The 19162-nt window shown below is 41.5% G+C and carries 14 protein-coding genes, 1 tRNA gene and 1 pseudogene; 10 read left to right on the top strand and 6 right to left on the bottom strand.

Annotated features, from left to right (window positions below):
- The first annotated feature begins 211 nt into the window (after window positions 1-211).
- From GNF10_RS04650 to GNF10_RS04635, 4 genes are all read left to right on the top strand, one after another.
- Window positions 212-1441, top strand: coding sequence for an anhydro-N-acetylmuramic acid kinase (locus tag GNF10_RS04650; RefSeq protein WP_185580404.1), 1230 nt, complete (start codon window positions 212-214; stop codon window positions 1439-1441).
- Between the two features lie 130 nt (window positions 1442-1571).
- Window positions 1572-2018, top strand: a complete 447-nt coding sequence (locus GNF10_RS04645) for a hypothetical protein (RefSeq protein ID WP_114083579.1) — start codon at window positions 1572-1574, stop codon at window positions 2016-2018.
- 460 nt (window positions 2019-2478) lie between these two features.
- Window positions 2479-3492 carry a glycosyltransferase family 2 protein gene (locus GNF10_RS04640; protein ID WP_185593071.1) on the top strand — a complete coding sequence of 338 codons (1014 nt, stop codon included), beginning with the start codon at window positions 2479-2481 and terminating at the stop codon, window positions 3490-3492.
- Between the two features lie 879 nt (window positions 3493-4371).
- Window positions 4372-5925, top strand: coding sequence for a serine/threonine-protein kinase (locus GNF10_RS04635; RefSeq protein ID WP_185581687.1), 1554 nt, complete (start codon window positions 4372-4374; stop codon window positions 5923-5925).
- A 479-nt stretch (window positions 5926-6404) separates the two neighbouring features.
- Here GNF10_RS04635 and GNF10_RS04630 read toward each other — a convergent pair whose 3' ends face one another.
- The 5 genes from GNF10_RS04630 to abc-f form a co-directional block, all read right to left on the bottom strand.
- The gene (locus tag GNF10_RS04630; RefSeq protein WP_041565841.1) at window positions 6405-6602 is read right to left on the bottom strand and encodes an NblA/ycf18 family protein; all 198 of its coding nucleotides are present in this window, start codon (window positions 6600-6602) and stop codon (window positions 6405-6407) included.
- A 665-nt stretch (window positions 6603-7267) separates the two neighbouring features.
- Entirely contained in the window at window positions 7268-7993 is a 726-nt protein-coding gene (locus GNF10_RS04625) for a Stp1/IreP family PP2C-type Ser/Thr phosphatase (protein WP_114083576.1), read from the bottom strand.
- A gap of 17 nt (window positions 7994-8010) precedes the next feature.
- Window positions 8011-9696, bottom strand: coding sequence for an AarF/ABC1/UbiB kinase family protein (locus tag GNF10_RS04620; RefSeq protein ID WP_185585172.1), 1686 nt, complete (start codon window positions 9694-9696; stop codon window positions 8011-8013).
- A gap of 144 nt (window positions 9697-9840) precedes the next feature.
- Window positions 9841-10167, bottom strand: coding sequence for a DUF6825 family protein (locus GNF10_RS04615; protein WP_012407099.1), 327 nt, complete (start codon window positions 10165-10167; stop codon window positions 9841-9843).
- Between the two features lie 138 nt (window positions 10168-10305).
- The gene (gene abc-f / locus GNF10_RS04610; RefSeq protein WP_185585170.1) at window positions 10306-11940 is read right to left on the bottom strand and encodes a ribosomal protection-like ABC-F family protein; all 1635 of its coding nucleotides are present in this window, start codon (window positions 11938-11940) and stop codon (window positions 10306-10308) included.
- Between the two features lie 554 nt (window positions 11941-12494).
- On the opposite strand from abc-f, the pseudogene GNF10_RS38340 reads away from it, so the two are divergent.
- Window positions 12495-12569 (top strand): annotated as a pseudogene (locus tag GNF10_RS38340) (Uma2 family endonuclease); the annotation flags it as partial.
- Here GNF10_RS38340 and GNF10_RS04605 read toward each other — a convergent pair.
- Window positions 12544-15261, bottom strand: a complete 2718-nt coding sequence (locus GNF10_RS04605) for a CBS domain-containing protein (RefSeq protein ID WP_185585169.1) — start codon at window positions 15259-15261, stop codon at window positions 12544-12546. The pseudogene GNF10_RS38340 and the gene GNF10_RS04605 overlap by 26 nt on opposite strands.
- Before the next feature lie 150 nt (window positions 15262-15411).
- Here GNF10_RS04605 and psbZ point away from each other — a divergent pair, with 150 nt between their 5' ends.
- From psbZ to GNF10_RS04580, 5 genes are all read left to right on the top strand, one after another.
- Window positions 15412-15600 carry a photosystem II reaction center protein PsbZ gene (gene psbZ, locus GNF10_RS04600; protein ID WP_185585168.1) on the top strand — a complete coding sequence of 63 codons (189 nt, stop codon included), beginning with the start codon at window positions 15412-15414 and terminating at the stop codon, window positions 15598-15600.
- Between the two features lie 189 nt (window positions 15601-15789).
- A complete protein-coding gene (gene ribH, locus GNF10_RS04595) occupies window positions 15790-16368 on the top strand; it encodes a 6,7-dimethyl-8-ribityllumazine synthase (protein WP_069072750.1) in 579 nt (192 codons plus the stop codon).
- A 128-nt stretch (window positions 16369-16496) separates the two neighbouring features.
- Window positions 16497-16568 (top strand) — tRNA-Gly (locus GNF10_RS04590).
- A gap of 687 nt (window positions 16569-17255) precedes the next feature.
- A complete protein-coding gene (locus GNF10_RS04585) occupies window positions 17256-17663 on the top strand; it encodes a hypothetical protein (protein ID WP_185585171.1) in 408 nt (135 codons plus the stop codon).
- A 4-nt stretch (window positions 17664-17667) separates the two neighbouring features.
- Window positions 17668-18933: a glutamate-5-semialdehyde dehydrogenase gene (locus tag GNF10_RS04580; RefSeq protein ID WP_185585167.1), complete on the top strand. Its 1266-nt coding sequence runs from the start codon at window positions 17668-17670 to the stop codon at window positions 18931-18933.
- Window positions 18934-19162 lie beyond the last annotated feature (229 nt).

Here is a 19162-nt window from a genome sequence, read left to right as displayed (position 1 = left end):
AAGGCATGAGGCATTGTCCTATAGCAATTCATGGAAAACTTGTGCTTATACCTTGGCTATTTATAAAAAAGTCCAGATAGAGTATCTGTTTCTTATCTGAAAGATAAAAAAATTGTAAATTTCCTCCAGTCAGCTTGTCACCTGAGTTTTTTGACATAGGTAGTAGCATGAATTAAACTACCTCTTGCAATCAACAAAAGAATCTTGAACAATGCATCCAACCGAAAAAGTTGCTGTTCCTACTCGCGTTATCGGTTTAATTAGTGGCACATCCGTAGATGGCATAGATGCTGTGTTAGTTGAGATTTCCGGTACAGAATTGGATCTTAAAGTTTATTTACTAGCCGGTAAAACATATCCTTATCCATCTGAACTCAGAGAAAAAATACTAGCGGTTGGTGCAGGCGTTGCCATCTCAATGGCAGAATTGGCAGAAATAGATGATGCGATCGCCCAAGTCTTTGCCGAAGCCGCCCAAAATATTCAAATTGGTCATCAGCTAGCTACTCTCATTGGCTCTCACGGTCAGACGGTTTATCATCGACCACCCAAAGAAGGAGCAGGGAACCAGAGGAAGAGGGGGAGAGAAATGCTCACTCCTCATTCAGCACTTAGCACTCCTTTAGGTTATAGTCTCCAACTAGGACGGGGTGAATTAATTGCCTATCTTACGGGCATTACAACTGTGAGCAACTTCCGCGTTGCTGATATCGCTATTGGTGGTCATGGTGCGCCTCTTGTGCCCAGAGTAGATGCCTATTTGCTCAGTCATCCTGAAGAAGGGCGTTGTATTCAAAACATTGGTGGCATTGGTAATGTAGCTTATATTCCGCCTCGGCATGGCGATTGGCTCTCAAAAATTCGCGCTTGGGATACTGGACCAGGAAATAGTCTGTTGGATCTGGCGGTAGAGCATTTAAGCGCTGGTGCTAAAACTTACGATGAAAATGGCAATTGGGCAGCAAGTGGTACTCCTTGCCATCCTTTGGTAGAACAGTGGCTCAACCAAGATTACTTTCATTTACCACCGCCGAAATCTACTGGTCGAGAGTTATTTGGTGTGACTTATCTACATCAGTGTTTAAAAGATGCCCAAGAATACCAACTCAATCCTGCTGATATACTGGCAACTCTGACGGAACTGACAGCTGCTTCGATTGTTCATAGTTACCGCACTTTTTTGCCAGAAATGCCACAACGAGTACTATTATGTGGTGGTGGTAGCCGCAATCTCTATTTGAAACGTCGATTAGAGTTATTGTTGGCATCAATCCCAGTATTAGCTACAGATGAAGTTGGGTTAAATGCAGATTTTAAAGAAGCGATCGCTTTTGCAGTTTTAGCCTACTGGCGGCATTTGGGCATTCCTGGCAATCTACCTACTGCTACTGGGGCACCTCAAGAAGTGCTTTTGGGAGAAATTCACCAAAGTCAGTCCTGAGTTCTGAAACAGGAACAATAAAAAATTTCTTCATTATTCACTCAGGACTGACTAAACGCCCCGCTATCGCTAACGGCACTGCTATAACTGTAATCTTGGCGATACTCGATCAAGACAGGGAATATATAAGGTGGCTCATACTTTTTTATTGGAACCAGGACGCTGGGCAATGCAAGGAAATTGGCTGGAACGAAATGGTATGCCAATCAGCGTCAAGGGTATGACCTTGGTAGCTTGGAATCGAGATAACTGGTTCACTATGGCTACAAAGCTGATATTTCCTGGTAGCGATCGCTCAGAAATCTCTCTACAATACAAAGGACGACTGCATGAGGGAGAGCGTCAATATACTTTTTTACTACAACATAATATTTTGGGGCAAGTTGAAGGTGAAGGCTGGATTGGTCTAGATACTATTGTGCAGCGTTACTGGGTACTAGGCGATCGTCAGCGTCGTAGTGGCTTTGAAACCCTACATCGGATTTCCGAAGATAGATATTATCTAAGTAGTGGTATCTTGGCTGGTCATTTTTTAACTAACACAATGGAAGTTAGCCTAGAGCGTCAATCAACCTAAGAGCAATGACCTCGCTGCTCTGAGTCTAACCTGTAAACTGAAGCCATATTGTTTAAATAACTCTAACAACGTAATGGTTTGGCAATATTCAAGTTTATTTTCACCAACTTACTCAAGGCAACATATAATATCAACAAAACTAATTTATTATCAATAAAAATAAAAAAATTTCATTAAGACTTGTTTATTGATAAAAATTAAGCGACAGCGATAGTGAGTATTCGCTCTACTCCAAAGCAAACAAGCCACGCACAGCGTCTCGTAGAGAGTGTCATAGCCCGTCGTAGACATCACTTTGATTCTTGCAAACTAATGGTTCTTAATCTTGGTTGCGATCAAAAGTAATTTTAGATGCGTTTGCCCTGCCGACTACTTAGTTGTATAGTAAAAAAGAAGTTATTAAACTTATATTCATAATCTTAAGATTTTTAACTAACTGTGTAATCAGGAGTTCAGTTTTATGAATCCTAAAGTATCCGTCATTATTCCTGCTTATAACACTGAAGCTTATATTGCGAAGGCAATACAGTCAGCCTTAGAGCAAACGCTCAGTGATATTGAAGTCATTATAGTCGATGATGGTTCAAGTGATAAAACTGTAGAAGTCGCTAAAAGTTTTACTGACCAACGCCTCAAAGTAATAGTTAATCAACAAAACCTTGGAGTTTCAGCTGCGCGTAATCGTGCCCTCAGAGCGGCCCAAGGAGAATGGGTTGCTGTTCTTGATTCAGATGACTGGTATGCTCCTGAAAGATTAGAAAAACTTCTGTTGCTGGCAAAGAAAACAAATGCAGACATAATTGCTGACGATCTGTATTTAATCCACGATGGCGCAACATCTCCTTGGAGTACATTTATTCAAGAAAATGGAGAATATATAGATGAAGCTCTCCAAATTGATCTCATTTCTTTTGTAAAAAGTGCTGTCTATGGAAAACCAGCGTTGGCTTTGGGTTTAAGCAAGCCTATATTCAAACGAGAATTTTTGGTTAAGCACGGCATTCTGTACGATGAAAGTGTGAGCATGGCTGAAGATTTTTGGCTTGATGTGGAATGCCTAATCAATGGTGCCCGCTTTTTTATTGTGCCAGAACCCTATTATTTCTACCGCTCACGCCCTATTTCTCTTGTACGTCAAAGTATATTATCACGTCTAAATCAATACTGCATAGCTACTAATTCTTTCATGCAACAAGAAAGGGTTAAAAACAATCCAGCTTTAATGCTTGCTCTATCTGATAATCTTGCATCCTATAAAAAACATCTAGCTTACTTTCAAGTTGTAGTGCCTATAAAGCAAAGAAAATGGTTAACAGCATTAAGAGAAATCATAAAAAATCCGCGCTTTTTTAATGTTTTTATTTCCCGGTTGAACAATATTATTAAACGTCGAATACAATACTATGTAATGGGTAATAAATCAGTTTTTGATATGTCCTATAACCTACAGAAAAAACGAAAAATAGCTAATTGATATTATCACAATTTAATGTAGAGATAATACATTTCACCTAGTTATAATTAAGTTTGAAAGGTTAAAAATCTGGTCAAGCAATTAAGTATCTGTTGTTATCCCTAGTGAACAAAACAAAAGTAGAAGACATTTTTGCTGGAAGTAGAATGAAAGTGTTAATCAAGTAAAACTTTACTTGTGAGTCATTGACCACTAAAATCACTTTTACAAATCCTAGCAAACTAGAGAATTTTTTATGAGACACAAGGGCTTGGAGCTGATAAAAGCTAGACAGGAAGCCCTTATCTCTTTTGATGATGCTTTATTGATATTGTAAACCCTGACTCATGACTCAGTTATCATAACTCTGTAGTTGAGTGTGGTAGTTCCCAATTAAGGTTTTTGGCAGATGCTAGAGTTATCTATTGACTCAAAATTGGGCAAAATAAAATTACAACACAATTAAAGTGCAAAATGATATTAAGCGTCATTATCTACTCTTTCTGCTTGTTTGCTCTGGCATATTGCACCAGTTGTAATTACCATCTCTGTTGCAGACTACCACAGGATGACTGCAATCTTCTAAAAGAGGGCTAGAAAAAGCTAGTATAGCACTGCGTAAATGTACTTGCTATCTTAATTAAACAAGACTTGGGGCAAAACCCTCTTCTTAAAGGTAGGCAAATTTCCACGCCAGTGTAATAGCACAGAACTGTGTAGATAGAGCAACGATTGGAAATCATCCGATAGTTTATCCTATAAGCTTTTTGCTTTTTGACTTCTATTTCTGCCTTATGGCACGAATCTAGAAAGTCATTTCTGGGCGCAATAATTCAGATATAGTTTGAATGCACTTTTTCTCCTAAACACTTATAACCTGCTTTTGGATTCAAATTCTCTATGTCAGACCCCAATATTGGTCGCTTACTCAGCAAACGCTACCAACTCCAGGAGTTAATCGGTACTGGAGCAATGGGTCGAGTTTATCGTGCTAAAGATACTTTGTTGGGAGGTGTACCTGTCGCGGTTAAGTTTCTCGCTCTATCAATTCAAAATGAAAAAATGCGATTGCAAGACCGCTTTGAGCGAGAAGCAAAAACCTGTGCTTTACTAGGGCAAAAAAGTATCCATATTGTCCGAGTTATGGACTATGGCGTAGATGAGAATAACACCCCGTTCTACGTTATGGAATATCTACAAGGACAAAGCCTAAACAATATTATTCGTAAGCAACGACTGCCTTTGCCAAGATTTTTGAGTATGGCGCGTCAACTCAGTCTGGGGTTACAGTGCGCTCATGATGGCATCCCAGTTGAGGGCACAATTTGTCCAATTATCCATCGGGATGTCAAGCCAAGCAATATGCTAGTGATTCAAGATCCTAGTTTTGGGGAATTGGTCAAAGTTCTAGATTTTGGTATTGCTAAGTTATTACAGTCGGATGGCGACCATACAAAATTCTATTTGGGGACATTGGCTTATTCTTCTCCCGAACAGATGGAGGGTAAGGAATTAGACAACCGTGCTGATATTTATAGTTTGGGTGTAATGATGTTTGAGATGCTCACAGGCAAAATGCCACTAGTGGCACAAACTCATTCTTTTGGAGCATGGTATAAAACACATCACTATCAAAAACCACGTTCTTTTGCTGAGGTTGCACCTGGGTTAGAACTACCAAAAGAAATCGAAAATTTGGTGATGAGTTGTCTAGCTAAGGTAGCACGCGATCGCCCCCAGAATATCGCCGAAATCCTGAGAGTTCTAGCATCTCTAGAAAAACCTGAGCATACACGCAAAGTTAAGCAAGATAGCTATGCCCTAATTCCTACTACTACGCCTAGTCCTGAGCTTGAACAGAAGACTAAAGCCGATTTGCGGGCATCTTTGTCTAACGATGAAATCGCTCGTGCTATTTCCTGGCCCCAAAATAAACCAATTGCCGATATTGTGTTTCCTCAGTCCATTCAAAGCAATGGGGAGGTTTTACCAGCACTATGGGTGATGCTACCGCAAGAAGAAATTCAGAAGCGGTTACTCTGTACCCGCTATAACCAATTTCTTTTTATCTCTATTCCCCATCCCATGTTGCTATGGATTACTGTCATCTATAACCGCAAGCATAGTGCCAAATGGTTGCCTTACTACCTTGATCTTAAAACCAGTCTTGGTCAAGAAATTACCCGGTTATTACAGCACACAGGTTACTACCGACTGTTGTTCTTTGCACGAGAAACACCAAATCGGTGTACACACATCTTACCTTCCAGTGTCGCTTCTGCCCAGCGTCAACGACTGCAAGAGTGGGTCGCAATGAGCAACACATTGATGTCTTCTGCCGACCCACAAATGAGTAAAAGCTTGCTCAAAAGCGAGTACGAAAAAATTAAGCCTCAAATTCTGGCAAAACTGGAAAGCATTGATACAGATTCTCCATACGATCTTTCCAGCTAGAAATAATTTCTTAATACTACATGTAATATATGTAGATAAGAGCCATAACTCAAAGAATGTAAACTTTTATAAACAAAATATATATAAAGATGTAAGTTCTAGTTATATGTATAAAGAGTGAAAAAGCAAGCTGCAAAATCAGGGATGTCTAAATTATCTCTGAATATTCTTGTGTACATATTTCAGAGAGTTGTAAATATTACGCAGGTGTAATTCTCTGACTAGACAAAAGAGACAGTAAAAAAGTTATGCTTAAATGAACGGTAAGTTTAGCCTGCAAAGCTAAAGTTATGTCTAGACTCCAGCAGATGTGCAGTCGAAAGTTTTACTAGTTGTTAGTTAGTTAATTTATTGAATTGAATTCTTCCGCCGCTCTTTTGGAATTGTTTATCGAAGTTGACGCCCCGACATCCCCAGCTCTTTTCCTCCTTGGAACCAAGCAAGAGAAGGAGGTCGTCCACTGCGACAGTAGAACGACTCTATGCCATAGTGGAACCGGAATCTAAGCCCCACTGGTGCTTAAGAAGCTCCTGATAGGTTGCCTCGCGCACTACCATTTGCTCATAGAGCTTTACTAAAAAGTCTTTAGCTTGATCGTGGCTCATATTCTGTACTTGAGTGGCAAATGAGCAGATGCTAAATTGCTGTTCCAAGGATAGTTTCATTGGTTGGTTCATAATTAACTCCGAAAAAAAACGCGTAAAGGTGATATCGCTTGCAGAAGTCCAAATGCGATAATAATTGGACTTGTATGTGCCCAACATTTGTTCCTCCGTATTAAGAAAGATAACAATTGTTTGACACCTTGCCCACATCCTAAGTGTGGATTTTTTTTGATATGATATCTTGCACCTAATCCTGCTGATATACTACCCAAGTCACCCGAGCCGTATTCCGGAAAATAAGCTCTGTTTGAACGAAGTGTAGATATAACTACCTCTCAACCATTTCTGCTTTGCACTGAATCTCTTTTGAGGAGATAAGCAGATTTTGTCCTGAGTCCTATACGTTTTCCTGTTTAAGAAAAACATAAGACACTCTGTCTCCACAAATAAATATGGAGGAAGCTTCGGAAGCTAGGACTTTCAGGAGGTTGGGAAATGAATGGTAATAAGCGTGAATTATAGTCGCTCTACCTTATTATGTGCAAGATGTCAATTTATCAATTTGATGCAAATTCAGCCTCATTAGATGACTTTGGAGGCTAAAAATATTTGTATCAAATTGTAAAAACTAAAAATGCTCACACTGAACAAATTGCTGAGTATATCTACCAGAATTGTCATTTGTCATTTGTCAGCTGTCCTTTATTTAAGGTTACTAAGCATCGACCAATGACTATTTATTCTAGTGAGACGATGACAACTGTGATGTTATCGTGCCCTCCATGCTCCTTAGCAGCTTCAATTAGAGAGATGGCGGCCTTATCAAGCCAAGGAGCATCTAAGAGGCAGCTAGCAATCTTCTGTTCGACGAGTTCTTCTGTAAGACCATCACTACATAAAAGCAAGCGATCGCCAGCTTTGACATCTAGTGGTTGCACATCAATCTGATGCAAGTCTTCACGTCCCAAACAGCGCGATAATACATGACGGAAAGGATGCGATCGCGCTTCATCTAAGGTTATGTCACCGATTTTGATTGCTCGTGCAACCCAAGTGTGGTCTTCTGTTACCTGCTCTAAGTGCGATTCTCGGAAGCGATACAGCCGCGAATCGCCAACATGAGCGCACCAGGGCGATTCTGGGGCGCGAAAAATTACTGCTACAACTGTTGTGCCCATATCGGCACGTTCGGGATGATTTTGCTGATCTTGCAAAATCGCTTCATTGGCACCCCACAAAGCTTGCTCTAGCAATTCTTGAGAAGATTTAGAAGATTCCCAATTTGCCAGCAAATACGCCTGAATTTCTGCCGTGGCTATACGACTTGCTTCTTCACCTCCAGCATGACCACCCATTCCATCGGCAACAACGAAAAACCGCCCTTCTGGGTCGACATAGTAAGCATCCTGATTATTAGAACGAATAAGTCCCGGATCGCTAAAACCCGTGAAATTAAGTTTCATAATTTTTTTTGCAACAATTAATACATACGATCGTAACGGTCAAGGCGCAAAAGTAGTCTGATCAGGATCACTGAAATCCCTAGTGCAATTAAGCCAGGCAGCAATGCCCACCAGACATGATTGCTAACCACTAAGATCGTAGCTGAAAGTGTGAAACCACTGATTAACAGAGCATAGCTCATTGAGAGCTGAATACTGCTCTGCCGCCGCAATAGCCGTTCAGTTTCTATAGACCGAACGCGGAGGCGCATATCTCCGCGTTCTAGCTTTTCTAGCGTATCTTCTAATCTACGTGGTAGACCAAAAGCAGTACTACTTACCTGAGCTGCTTGACGACTTAATTCATTAATAAAGGTATTCCCCTCAGAACCATTCATATCGGTCATAAGCTGCATTGCATAAGGTTTGGCAACTTCCATAAAGTTAAAGTCTGGATCTAAACCTTTACCTACTCCTTCTAGGGTAGAAAAGGCTCGCATCACAAAAGTGAAGGTTGCTGGAAATCTAAATGGCTGATTATAAGCTATTTCATAAAGGTCGTCACTGATTGCCGCCACAGACTGATTTTCAAAGGGCTTATCCATGAAATGATCCAGCATGTACTGGACGGAACGCCGCACTGGGCCCATATCATCTGTTGGGGCGATCGCGCCTAAATCGATCAGAGACTGCACAACGCGATCGCCATCTTTTTGGGCAATACCAAACAGTGTTTGCATCAGTCCTTCGCGCACGTTGGATTTAATCCGCCCCATCATGCCGAAATCGTAGAATATTAAAGCCCCACTTGCACTAATAGCAATATTGCCTGGGTGAGGATCGGCGTGGAAAAAACCACTATTGAGTAGCTGTAGTAAGTAAGCTTGAGCGCCTTGACGAGCGATCAACTTTCGATCCAAACCGGCTGCTTCTAAAGCTTCGTATTGGCTAATTTTAATTCCAGGGAGATATTCTAAAGTCAGCACTCTGGAACTGGCATAACGCCAATATACTCTTGGGACATTCACCCAATCGTAGCCGCGAAAATTCCGGCGAAAAGTATCGGCGTTACGACCTTCGTTAAGATAATCAATTTCTTCCCAAAGAATGCGACAACATTCTTCATAAATACCTAACCAATCTCTTCCACGTCCCCATTTGGGATGGTTTTGAAAGTAGCGAGTAATTCCCTTGAGAATTTGTAAATCTATTTCAAATAACTTCTTTAATCCAGGACGTTGTACCTTAACAACAACCGATTCTCCACTATGCAGCACAGCTTTATGTACTTGTCCCAAGCTAGCAGCAGCTAAGGGAATTGGTTCAAAATTATCGAAGAGTTCAGGAATTTTTTTGCCTAATTCTTTCTCAATGGTCGCTTCTACTTGCTCATAGCTAAATGCCGGTACTTTGTCTTGTAATTTGGCTAGTTCTTCTACATATTCCACAGGGAATATATCAGCACGGGTAGAAAACAGTTGCCCAACTTTGATGAAGGTTGGGCCTAAATCCAGCAAGGTATTGCGAATCCAGACCGCTTGGGTTTTGCGTCTTGCAGCTTGCTTTACATCACTCACGCCACCCGGATAACTCCAAGATTTGTTGTATAGCCAAAGTTTGAACAATAAGGTCAAGACAAAAGACCAAATGTCCACAAAACGCCGTCTGCTAGAGTATTTTTCCCGATTCCAACGGTATGCCTTATCTGAATAACCTTGTTCCATATCCTTTTGTGTACCGTTGGTTTGCAACCGAATCACTTGAAAAAGAAGACACTCTGATTCCTAAACTGTTTTTCTTAAGTGTCATTTGTCATTTGTCATTTGTGAGTAATTTTCGACCAATGACCAATGACCAATGACTAAAATTTACGCAGAAGTTCTGCGATAATGTTGCAATTCTGTGCGTAATAGGGCAATTTCTGCTCGTAATTCATCAATATCTGCTTGCAAGTCACCTGAATCAGAATTGGTTTGTCCACTACCTGTAGTAGCTTGACCAGAATTAGCTGCTTCTGCTGACCGATTTGCCCGCTCTAGAACTTCTTCTGTAAACTGGCGCAACTGCTCTCTAGCTTCTGCATCAAATTTGCCCAGATCGCTCAAAGCATCGGTCAAGGCGACCTCTAAACGCTCATTAACTACTTCGGCTACTGCTCTGCCTACGAAAAAGGCTTGTACTAGTGGGTTACTCATAAATTTTTGTTACGTTGATCCGCAAGAGAATTATAACTTGCCTGTATGCTTTACGGCTTCTGTTGGGGAGTTAGAGATTTAGAGTTAGCAATATACCTATTCAATCATTCACGGAGTTTACAGACATACAAGCGACAGCTACACCGGTCTGGAATAACATATATCATGACATTTCAGCAACTCTTGATAATATTGCTCTGGTGTATTGGGTAAATAGGCTGTAATTTGCAAGCCTTGCTCTCTCAAGTTGAAACTTTGAGTAATGTTAATCTGACTGAGAAAATCTAAATCATGGGAAATGACCCAAATCGCTCCTTGATAGTCATTGATACCTACTACCATTTGTTCAACGGTTTCAATATCTAGGTTATTAGTTGGCTCATCGAGAATCAGCAGATCGATTTCTGAGATACTGATCATAGCGATCGCTAATCTCGCCAACTCACCCCCACTCAGCACAGAGGCGCTTTTGTGAACGTCATCATATTTAAAAAGGAAGTGTCCCAACTGTTGACGCAAAAGCTGATAGCTGAGATTAGGATTGACAGCTTGCATATTTTCCAGAATTGTGTATTGTCGATTAACCAATTCGTAGGTTTGATCGAGATATACAGCTTTCATCGCTGGTGCAACCAAAACCTCACCAGATTCTAAAACTGCTGCTTGGTTTTCCATTCCCAAAATAGCTTTTACCAGACTCGATTTACCAGAACCGTTTGCGCCGATAATGGATATGCGATCGCCAGAGGACACGTGCAATTGAATATTTTGAATCAAGAGACGTTCTGATACCCTAAGATTTGCACCCTGGATATTAATGAGATTTCGGCTCTTTTGATTTTTTTCCTCTAGCTGAATACTTGTGACTTTCGTAGTTTTGACTTTCGTCTCTGCAACCTTTTGATTAGCCTTTGCTACTGCTGCTTCGTGTTTCTTTTTTGCAGTTCCGGTAGATACCTCAGCTTTAGTTTTAATTAGTCCTGCTGCCATTCTATCAATACTACCATTTAGAAACTTGGCGCGACCGTTATGCTTAGATTGGGCTGCGCGTTGCTGTTCTTGCATCGCTGTGGCTTGGGTACGTTTTAGTTCCTTTCTGGCGACTTCGTGCGATCGCAACGCCACCTCTAACTCTATTTCTTTCTGTTCTCGATACTGAGAAAAATTTCCTCCATATACTTTCAAAGCATCAGGTGTGAGTTCCCAAGTAACATCTGTAACTTGGTCTAAGAAAAAGGGTTTATGTGAGACAATTACAAACGCACCAGTGAAATTTTGCAGAAATTGTCTTAAGCTTTCTAAGGCTTGCAAATCCATGTGGTTAGTTGGCTCATCTAGCAACAGCAAATTGGGCTGTTGAGATAATCCAATCGCCAAAAATAGTTTTGTAAGTTCTCCACCACTCAAGTTAGTAATTGGTAAAGATAAGTCAAGTATTGTGTGAAATTGTGTTTGTAAAATTTCCTCAATATTCCACCATTCATCAGAGACGGAAATTAAAAATTCAAGTACTGTGTCTGCTGTAATTTCTTGTCTGATAGTGCTGATTTGTGGCAAATAGTAGACAATACCATTACGCCAAACAGAACCTGTACTAGGGTTAAGTTGTCCTGCAAGTATCTTTAAGAGGGTTGATTTTCCTACCCCGTTGCAACCAACTAAAGCAATGCGATTGCCCGCCTCAATACTCACCTGGATTTTTTGAAACAAAGTTCTATCTAAGCTGAGTTCGTAGGCTAAATTCTCAGCTAATAATATTAATTTTCTCAACATTATTCTCAAACCTCAATTCGCAAACTTCCACCCGTATATTCACAAGCATTACGGGTAGATTAGACACTAAAAACTTAGCCGCAGACACTTGCCAAGCGGTTCAATCTAGATACGAGTGATGACAATATTTTTAGTACATGACTATGTGAAGTAACCCTGTCAAACTAGTTGCGTTTATTCTTTGTTGACATTTGTTGCTTTGGCGCAACAGGTGTTTGGTACTACTTCATTTGTGCTATCTCGTTGCAGTTGTGATGAGGTTTAATATTGACTACAGTGTAGCATAAAGGAATTTCGGAACGCTAGCGATCGCGTAGCGTACCGTAGGTAATCGCTCGTTCTCAGTGGGGAATAAAGATTTTTAACCGCAGAGGCGCAGAGAACGCAGAGGTAAGATATTCAGGATAGATTTTTTTATGAAATTGGTTTTGAGATGATAGAGCCTGAATTGGACGATTTACCTGTACCCTAATAATAGGCAATTGGCTACGTGCGATCGCTAACTACAACACTGTTAAAATAAATCCATAACTACTTGATGCCGTATCCATTCTATGACCATAGCTCAAGAATTAGATGATCAAAAAGGCATCTGCCAAGATGTTATATTTCCCCCTGGTGATCTATATTAGGATAGTGTTGCGCTAAAAACTCCTCAGCTTCAGTCTTATCTTTAATCACTCTATCCAAAGTAGCAGCAAGCATATCATCTAATATTTGCCGATACTGTGGTCCTGGTTTGTAACCAAGTTTCTTTAAATCATTGCCATTCAACAGTGGCTGCACATTCGCCCAAACTGTTAAATATTCCCAAATCTGATGTCTAATCTCTCGCGGACTTTGCAAAGCGATTAAAATCAGCATTGGTAAATCATATTGTCGCAACAACTGTACTACTTGACTGGGGCGTTGAAAAGTGGGTAAACATTCTATTACTTGACTAAAGTTTTGGACTAAGTTTTTTAACCTAACAGTGCTATCGTCTTGTAATTGCAAATTTTGTGCTACTTTCGCCCGATATTCTGGTGTTAGATGGGCGATTAACGCTTCTAGACGCATTTGCCAATGAATGAGAGTTTGTTCAGCATCAAATCGCCGCAAGCAGCGTTCTAACAAACGTAGTTGTCGCAGGAGTTCTGCGTCTAGATTGAGGGTTGGATGGATACATTGCAACGCCCCTAAGTTATCGAGTAACTGCAAAGCTGATTTCCAGTAGGGCGCTTCTAGGATGTGCTTTAATTCTGTTTTGAGTCGAGTTTGTAGGGCTGGGGTTTTGGTATTCTCTTGGGAAGTGCGATCATAAACACCACTGTTGATGGCATAGCGAATAAACTCTTCAGTCTGTGGTTCAATTTGAAATCCGAAGCGCACGGCAAAACGCACGCCGCGATAAATGCGGGTGGGATCTTCGATAAAGCTGTTGGGGTGTAAAACCCGAATTTGTTTAGCTTGTAAATCTAGTAAACCGCCAAAGAAATCGAGTAATTCACCAGAGCGGGGAGAGGTGAGCCGCAAAGCGATCGCATTAATGGTAAAATCTCGACGATACAAGTCTTGACGAATCGAACTCGCCTCAACTTCTGGATTCGCCGCCGGGTAAGGATAAAACTCTGTTCTAGCGGTGGCAATATCTACCCAAAGAGAATCTAATTCTGGGTCTTTGTGCCACAACAAAGCAGCAGTTTGAAAAGCCCCGTGGATTTCTAAACGAGCCGCAGGGTAAAGTAGTTGGAGTGCTTTTGCTAGTTCCACACCAGCGCCAACATCTGCTGATTTGTGAAAGCCATCAACTACTAAGTCAATATCTTTAATCATCAAGCTACCTGCTGTCTCAGCTAACAGCAAATCTCGCACCGCACCCCCGACAAGATAAAGATGCCAACCTCGTTTTTCGGCTTCTTGCGATGCGATGGTGAGTAATTGCCATAACTGAGGAGCAAGTTTATTTTGTAATTGCGGGAGATTAATATTACTTTTCTGTCTCTCTTCCTCTCCCCCTTCTCCGTTTTCATCCCTTTCCTGATGTAATTCCCGCAAGACATCAGTACGAGTTACAAGACCAACTAACTGCTCATTCTCCAATACTGGCAAGCGTCCGATATCATAAGTCACCATCAGCGCTTCAATTTGTGGCAGTGTTGTATCTGGTGTAATTGTTTTCAGATTTCTTGTCATATAGCCCTTGACTGGGGAATGACTAAATCCGTGGTGCAGGGCGATATCAAGATCCCGACGCGAAATAATACCTACTAGTTGCCCTTGAGTATCGACTACAGATAAACCAGAGTGTCCATAGCGCAACAAAATTCGCTGTGCCTCAGCAATTGTGGTTTCAGGTAGAATCGTGCGGACAGGAGAAGACATCAAATCCCTAGCGGTGAGGGGGTGGGGAATTTGTGCTTTTATTCCGTCAAGGATTTGTTTTAATATTGCTTGTGAATCAACTCCTCTTAGATTTAGCGATGCGGCTTGTGAATGACCGCCGCCGCCCAAGAGTTGGAATAATAGATTAAGATTTGTTTTGGGAATTTGCGATCGCCCAATTATAGTTAAGCGTAAATCATTTTCACCGAAAGTATACTCATTAGCCAACAGTAGGGCATCAATTTCGGTTATTTCTAGGAGTTCTGAAGCTAAACTCGATAGCCCTGGCACAAAAGCATCTGTTTTCAAAATCACCCAAGCAACAGTATATCCACGCAGGCAAAGATATTCTAAATTTTCTAGAGATTCAGTTAATAACTGTTGCAATTGCAAAGACAAGCCAGGGTCACGGTAGGTAGAAATTACCGATAAACTTGCACCTTGTTGCATCAACCAAGCCAAAGCTAAGGCATCCCGTGGTGTGGATTGGTCAAAGGTCAAGGAGCCGGTGTCAACGTGGATACCCAAAGCCATCACAGTGGCTTCAGCAGAAGTCAAGGAAATTTCCTGTTGTTGCAATTGCTCCACAATTAAAGTTGTGGCGGCTCCTACCGAGGAAAGATGCGATCGCGTGGCAGGAATATCTGATTCTTGTCCTAAGTGATGGTCATAAACTATAATCTCTTTTAAATTGGGTAAATCTAACCATTCAGCAGCTTTACCCAAGCGATCGCGGTGTTGCGTATCCACCACAGTCAGAGAACGAATTTTTTCTGGATTCACCGAACGGCGTTCAATTAGCGGATATTCATCCCGATGCAATGCTAAAAAATCCCGCACAGGAGGATGAGAACCGCCAGTCAGCACAATCTTACTTCCCGGTAGTAGGCGCGTTAACCCTACTGCTGCACCTAGTGCATCAAAATCTGCGGTTGTGTGGCAAAGAATTAAATCCATAGTTAAGAGTCATTAGTCATCGGTACTTAGACAAAGGACAAATGACTAAAATGTTGCAATTTCTGCTAGCTTAAAAATAATAAGAAAGTGTCAGTGTCGCCCTTTAGGATATTCTATCCTTAGTATTTCGCTGTATTGGGAGAAGCAAAAATGACCATAATATTCCAATTTGCCTTGATAGGTCTAGTCCTATTGTCCTTTGTCCTGGTTGTAGGCGTTCCGGTTGCTTACGCTACTCCCCAAAATTGGGTTGAATCTAAAAAACTGCTCTGGGTTGGTTCCGCCGCCTGGATTGCTTTGGTATTTTTAGTTGGTTTGTTAAACTTTTTTGTCGTGTAGACAACCGCTTTGCTCTGGCGCAGGCACATAATATAAGAACTAGAGGGGCAGAAAAGCCAAGGTCAAAGACCAAAGGAGAAAAGAAGAAATTTTTTCCGATTTCCTTTTTTTTAACCGTGCTTTCCTGCTCCTCTACATTTAAATAAGAAATGTATATTGGCCAGAACTATAGTTGATTAAGAGGCAGTCATGGCAGTTTTCGAGGGAACTTTTACCCAAACGGAGCCTTTGCGGTTTGCAGTGGTGATTGGTCGATTCAATGACCTTGTTACCGGAAAGCTGCTAGAGGGATGTCAAGATTGCTTGAAACGCCACGGTGTAGATCCTAACCCCCAAGGTAATCAGGTGGACTATGTTTGGGTTCCAGGAAGTTTTGAGGTACCTTTAGTAGCTCGCCAACTAGCACTTTCCCATCGTTATGATGCTGTAATTTGTCTAGGTGCAGTCATTCGTGGGCAAACACCCCATTTTGATTATGTATCCGCCGAAGTTTCTAAAGGCATCGCCGCCGCTAGCTTTCAAACTGGAGTGCCAGTAATTTTTGGCATTTTGACAGTAGATACTATGCAGCAAGCCTTAGAACGGGCAGGTATCAAAGGTAATCATGGCTGGGATTATGCTCTAAACGCCCTAGAAATGGCAAGCCTGATGCGGCAATTGCGTTCTAACCTAGCAGAGCCATATTCTCGTAATAGCCAGTCTTTGCCAGCCTCTTTTCAAGGTGCCAGCATCGGCAATTTAACGGCGGAGTCAGAAGAACTGGGCTAAATGAGTCATTAGTCATTTGTCCTTTGTCATTCACCAATGACCAATGACCAATGACCAATGACAAATTAATAAATAAAGGGGTTGACAATCAGAGATAAATTTGAGATATTGATATATGGCAATTGATTGCGGGTGTAGCTCAGTGGTAGAGCGTCACCTTGCCAAGGTGAATGTCGCGCGTTCGAATCGCGTCACCCGCTTCCAACTAAAACCTCTTGAAGTTAAAAATCTCAAGAGGTTTAGTATTTTTAGGGTGCATTGAAGTTTTTGGCGATTCGCGCTGTATTCCTGTGAATCGTTCATAATCTTGATGAATTTCATAGATAGGTAGAATATAAAGTAATTTAGATATGGTGGAACTGTTTATTTGTGGATAGATTTTACCCATCTAGTAAAACTTGTTCAAACTATGGGGGAATTCAAGGGTATTAGTCTCTTAAAACAGGTTTATGTATGTCATAAATGTCAGCAGTATGCTGACTAAGATTTCACACTGAGCGTAGCCGAAGTGTTACATACATCTAAACATTTTGAAACTTATGCACGAATAGCTAAATCGTGTCTCGACATTAAGGGATAACCGCTCCTATGCTCCCTTTGAAATGTCAAATAATATCTAGCTTTGTCTAGATTTTATCTAGTAGAAGGAAATTTTAAATAAGATTGTCAGCTTCGGGGAAAGACTACAAATACAAACTCCGTACTGATATGAAAAGTAGGATACTTAGAGTCTGCTGCATCTACTGTTTGCCATCATGGCGATATTTGTATTGCCAGTACATGTATATAAAGAGAGCAATCTATAGTAGCAGAAGCTTCTATTGCATTTACCAAAGGATTATATTGTCGTAGTTCGTGTAAAACACGCTCAAGTTACTAGAACGCTTGTGCAATCTCAAAAACCCGAAAAAATAGATTTCAATACTGAATACCCCTGTCCCTGTCGTCGCCGGGGTCAGTTAGTTCCGATTACGTTGACAGAAGCATTTGGTTGCGATCGCTGTCAGCAAATCTTTGTTGTAGAAGATAATGGTCATGTCCTAGAACAGCTTTCCACCACCTATCCCTACAAACGGGCTTGGCGTTGGATGGGAAATAGTTGGCATGTTGTCCATCCGCGCTTGGGAGAAAGCTATCTGCCTATAGCACTTGGCATTATTTTCGTGCTAGTGATTATATGGCTGCCATTAGCACTGCGATTAGCAAATGGTTCCAGCATTATTGCTTGGGCAATGGTGGCGGTTCTATTAGCTATTCTGCCAGCATTAATGGTCTGGCTTACCTACAGACGTTAACTCAATGACTGTTGAAGTTTTAGATGACCACCCCGAACCGATTACTAGCGCTCAACGAGCCTATCAAGCTTCCCTAAAGCTGGGGATCACAAAGGGAGCAGACCGAAGTCGTGCAGTATTGGCGATGGCGCAAGCTCTTGAGCGCTCATTTGACGACATTCTAGAAGCCAACACGTTGGATTTAGAAGCCAGTCGAGAAATGGCAGTGCCAGAGTTGATATTGGACTGGCTGAAGCTGACTCCTAAAAGGCTAGAGATGACAGTAGACGTTTTACAACGGTTAGGGGAATTATCAGATCCGCTACGGCGCGTCAGAACGGCTGATTATCAACTGGAAGATTCCCAGAGTTACACCCAGTTAATGCCTTTGGGAGTGATTGGATTTGTTTATGAAGCCTTTCCCGATTTAGGAGCGATCGCAGCAGGTTTTTGTATTAAAACTGGCAATAGTATAATTCTCAAAGGCAGTACGGAAGCTAGCCATTCCAACGCCGCCATCGCTGAGGCACTGCAAAATGCGATCGCAGAAGTTGGTCTACCTCCAGGCTGTGTAGAACTGATCACAGCCGAACATGGTGCTTCGATTCGAGATTTAGTCACTCAAGACCAGTATGTGAATCTAGTTATTCCCTACGGACGTTCTAGCTTGGTACAGCAGGTAGTACGACAGTCAACTTGCCCAGTCTTAAAGTCAGCGATGGGTAACTGTTACCTCTACTGGTCGCTAAATTCCAGCTTAGAAATGGTGCGCTGGATGATTCTTGATAGCCATCAAAGTGAACCCGATCAAGTCAACGCCATTGAAAAGGTACTCATTCATCGCCAAGCCTTGCCATCATCCTTAGCAGTCCTGTGGAACAGCTTGATGGAAAAAGGCTTTGAAATTAAAGGGGATGCAGAACTAGTACAAGCCTTTCCCCAGTTGCAGCTAGTGAAGGAGGGCGAATGGGGAAATCCTTATTTAACCAAGACAGTAGCTTTTAAACTGGTGGATAGCTTAGAGGGTGCGATCGCCTGGATTAATGAACACAGCAGTGGTCATGCCGACTGCATCGTTACTGAATCTTACCAAGAAAGTCGGCAATTTGCTTTAGGAGTTAACAGTGCCTCTACCTACATCAACACTTCCCCGCGTTTTTCCCGCAACCCCTCGCGGAGAGATTCGGTGTTTCTCGGTATGTCTAATCAAAAAGGTCATCGTCGAGGATTTATCAGCCTGGAAACCTTGACCACCGTCAAGCACATTGTTCAAGGAAATGGCAGGTTTTAAATAATTCGTAATTCGTAATTAGAAAAGGGTTTGTCAAGAGCGAGCCATCATAGCAGCACTTCTGCTTTAGTTGTGTAGCAATACTGTGTAGGACTTGCGTAAAAATAAACGTGATAGGGGCAATTCATGAATTGCCCCTACCGGAAAATCAAGGTTTGAGCTATTTTTTGCGTAAGTTCTGTTGTAGTCTAAATTCCCAATGCCCCAATTCAATTTTAAACTTAACAAA

This window comes from Nostoc sp. UCD121 (genome assembly GCF_014222285.1).
Lineage (GTDB): Bacteria > Cyanobacteriota > Cyanobacteriia > Cyanobacteriales > Nostocaceae > Nostoc.
This window is presented reverse-complemented; position numbering and strand designations above follow the sequence as displayed.

Excerpts from the sequence above, each read along its gene's own strand:
- GNF10_RS04605 (WP_185585169.1), bottom strand. The coding sequence starts at position 15,261 with ATGGATTTAATTCTTTGCCACACAACCGCAGATTTTGATGCACTAGGT.
- GNF10_RS04620 (WP_185585172.1), bottom strand. The coding sequence starts at position 9,696 with ATGGAACAAGGTTATTCAGATAAGGCATACCGTTGGAATCGGGAAAAA.
- GNF10_RS04615 (WP_012407099.1), bottom strand. The coding sequence starts at position 10,167 with ATGAGTAACCCACTAGTACAAGCCTTTTTCGTAGGCAGAGCAGTAGCC.
- psbZ (WP_185585168.1), top strand. The coding sequence starts at position 15,412 with ATGACCATAATATTCCAATTTGCCTTGATAGGTCTAGTCCTATTGTCC.
- abc-f (WP_185585170.1), bottom strand. The coding sequence starts at position 11,940 with ATGTTGAGAAAATTAATATTATTAGCTGAGAATTTAGCCTACGAACTC.
- GNF10_RS04630 (WP_041565841.1), bottom strand. The coding sequence starts at position 6,602 with ATGAACCAACCAATGAAACTATCCTTGGAACAGCAATTTAGCATCTGC.
- ribH (WP_069072750.1), top strand. The coding sequence starts at position 15,790 with ATGGCAGTTTTCGAGGGAACTTTTACCCAAACGGAGCCTTTGCGGTTT.
- GNF10_RS04650 (WP_185580404.1), top strand. The coding sequence starts at position 212 with ATGCATCCAACCGAAAAAGTTGCTGTTCCTACTCGCGTTATCGGTTTA.
- GNF10_RS04625 (WP_114083576.1), bottom strand. The coding sequence starts at position 7,993 with ATGAAACTTAATTTCACGGGTTTTAGCGATCCGGGACTTATTCGTTCT.
- GNF10_RS04640 (WP_185593071.1), top strand. The coding sequence starts at position 2,479 with ATGAATCCTAAAGTATCCGTCATTATTCCTGCTTATAACACTGAAGCT.
- GNF10_RS04580 (WP_185585167.1), top strand. The coding sequence starts at position 17,668 with ATGACTGTTGAAGTTTTAGATGACCACCCCGAACCGATTACTAGCGCT.
- GNF10_RS04635 (WP_185581687.1), top strand. The coding sequence starts at position 4,372 with ATGTCAGACCCCAATATTGGTCGCTTACTCAGCAAACGCTACCAACTC.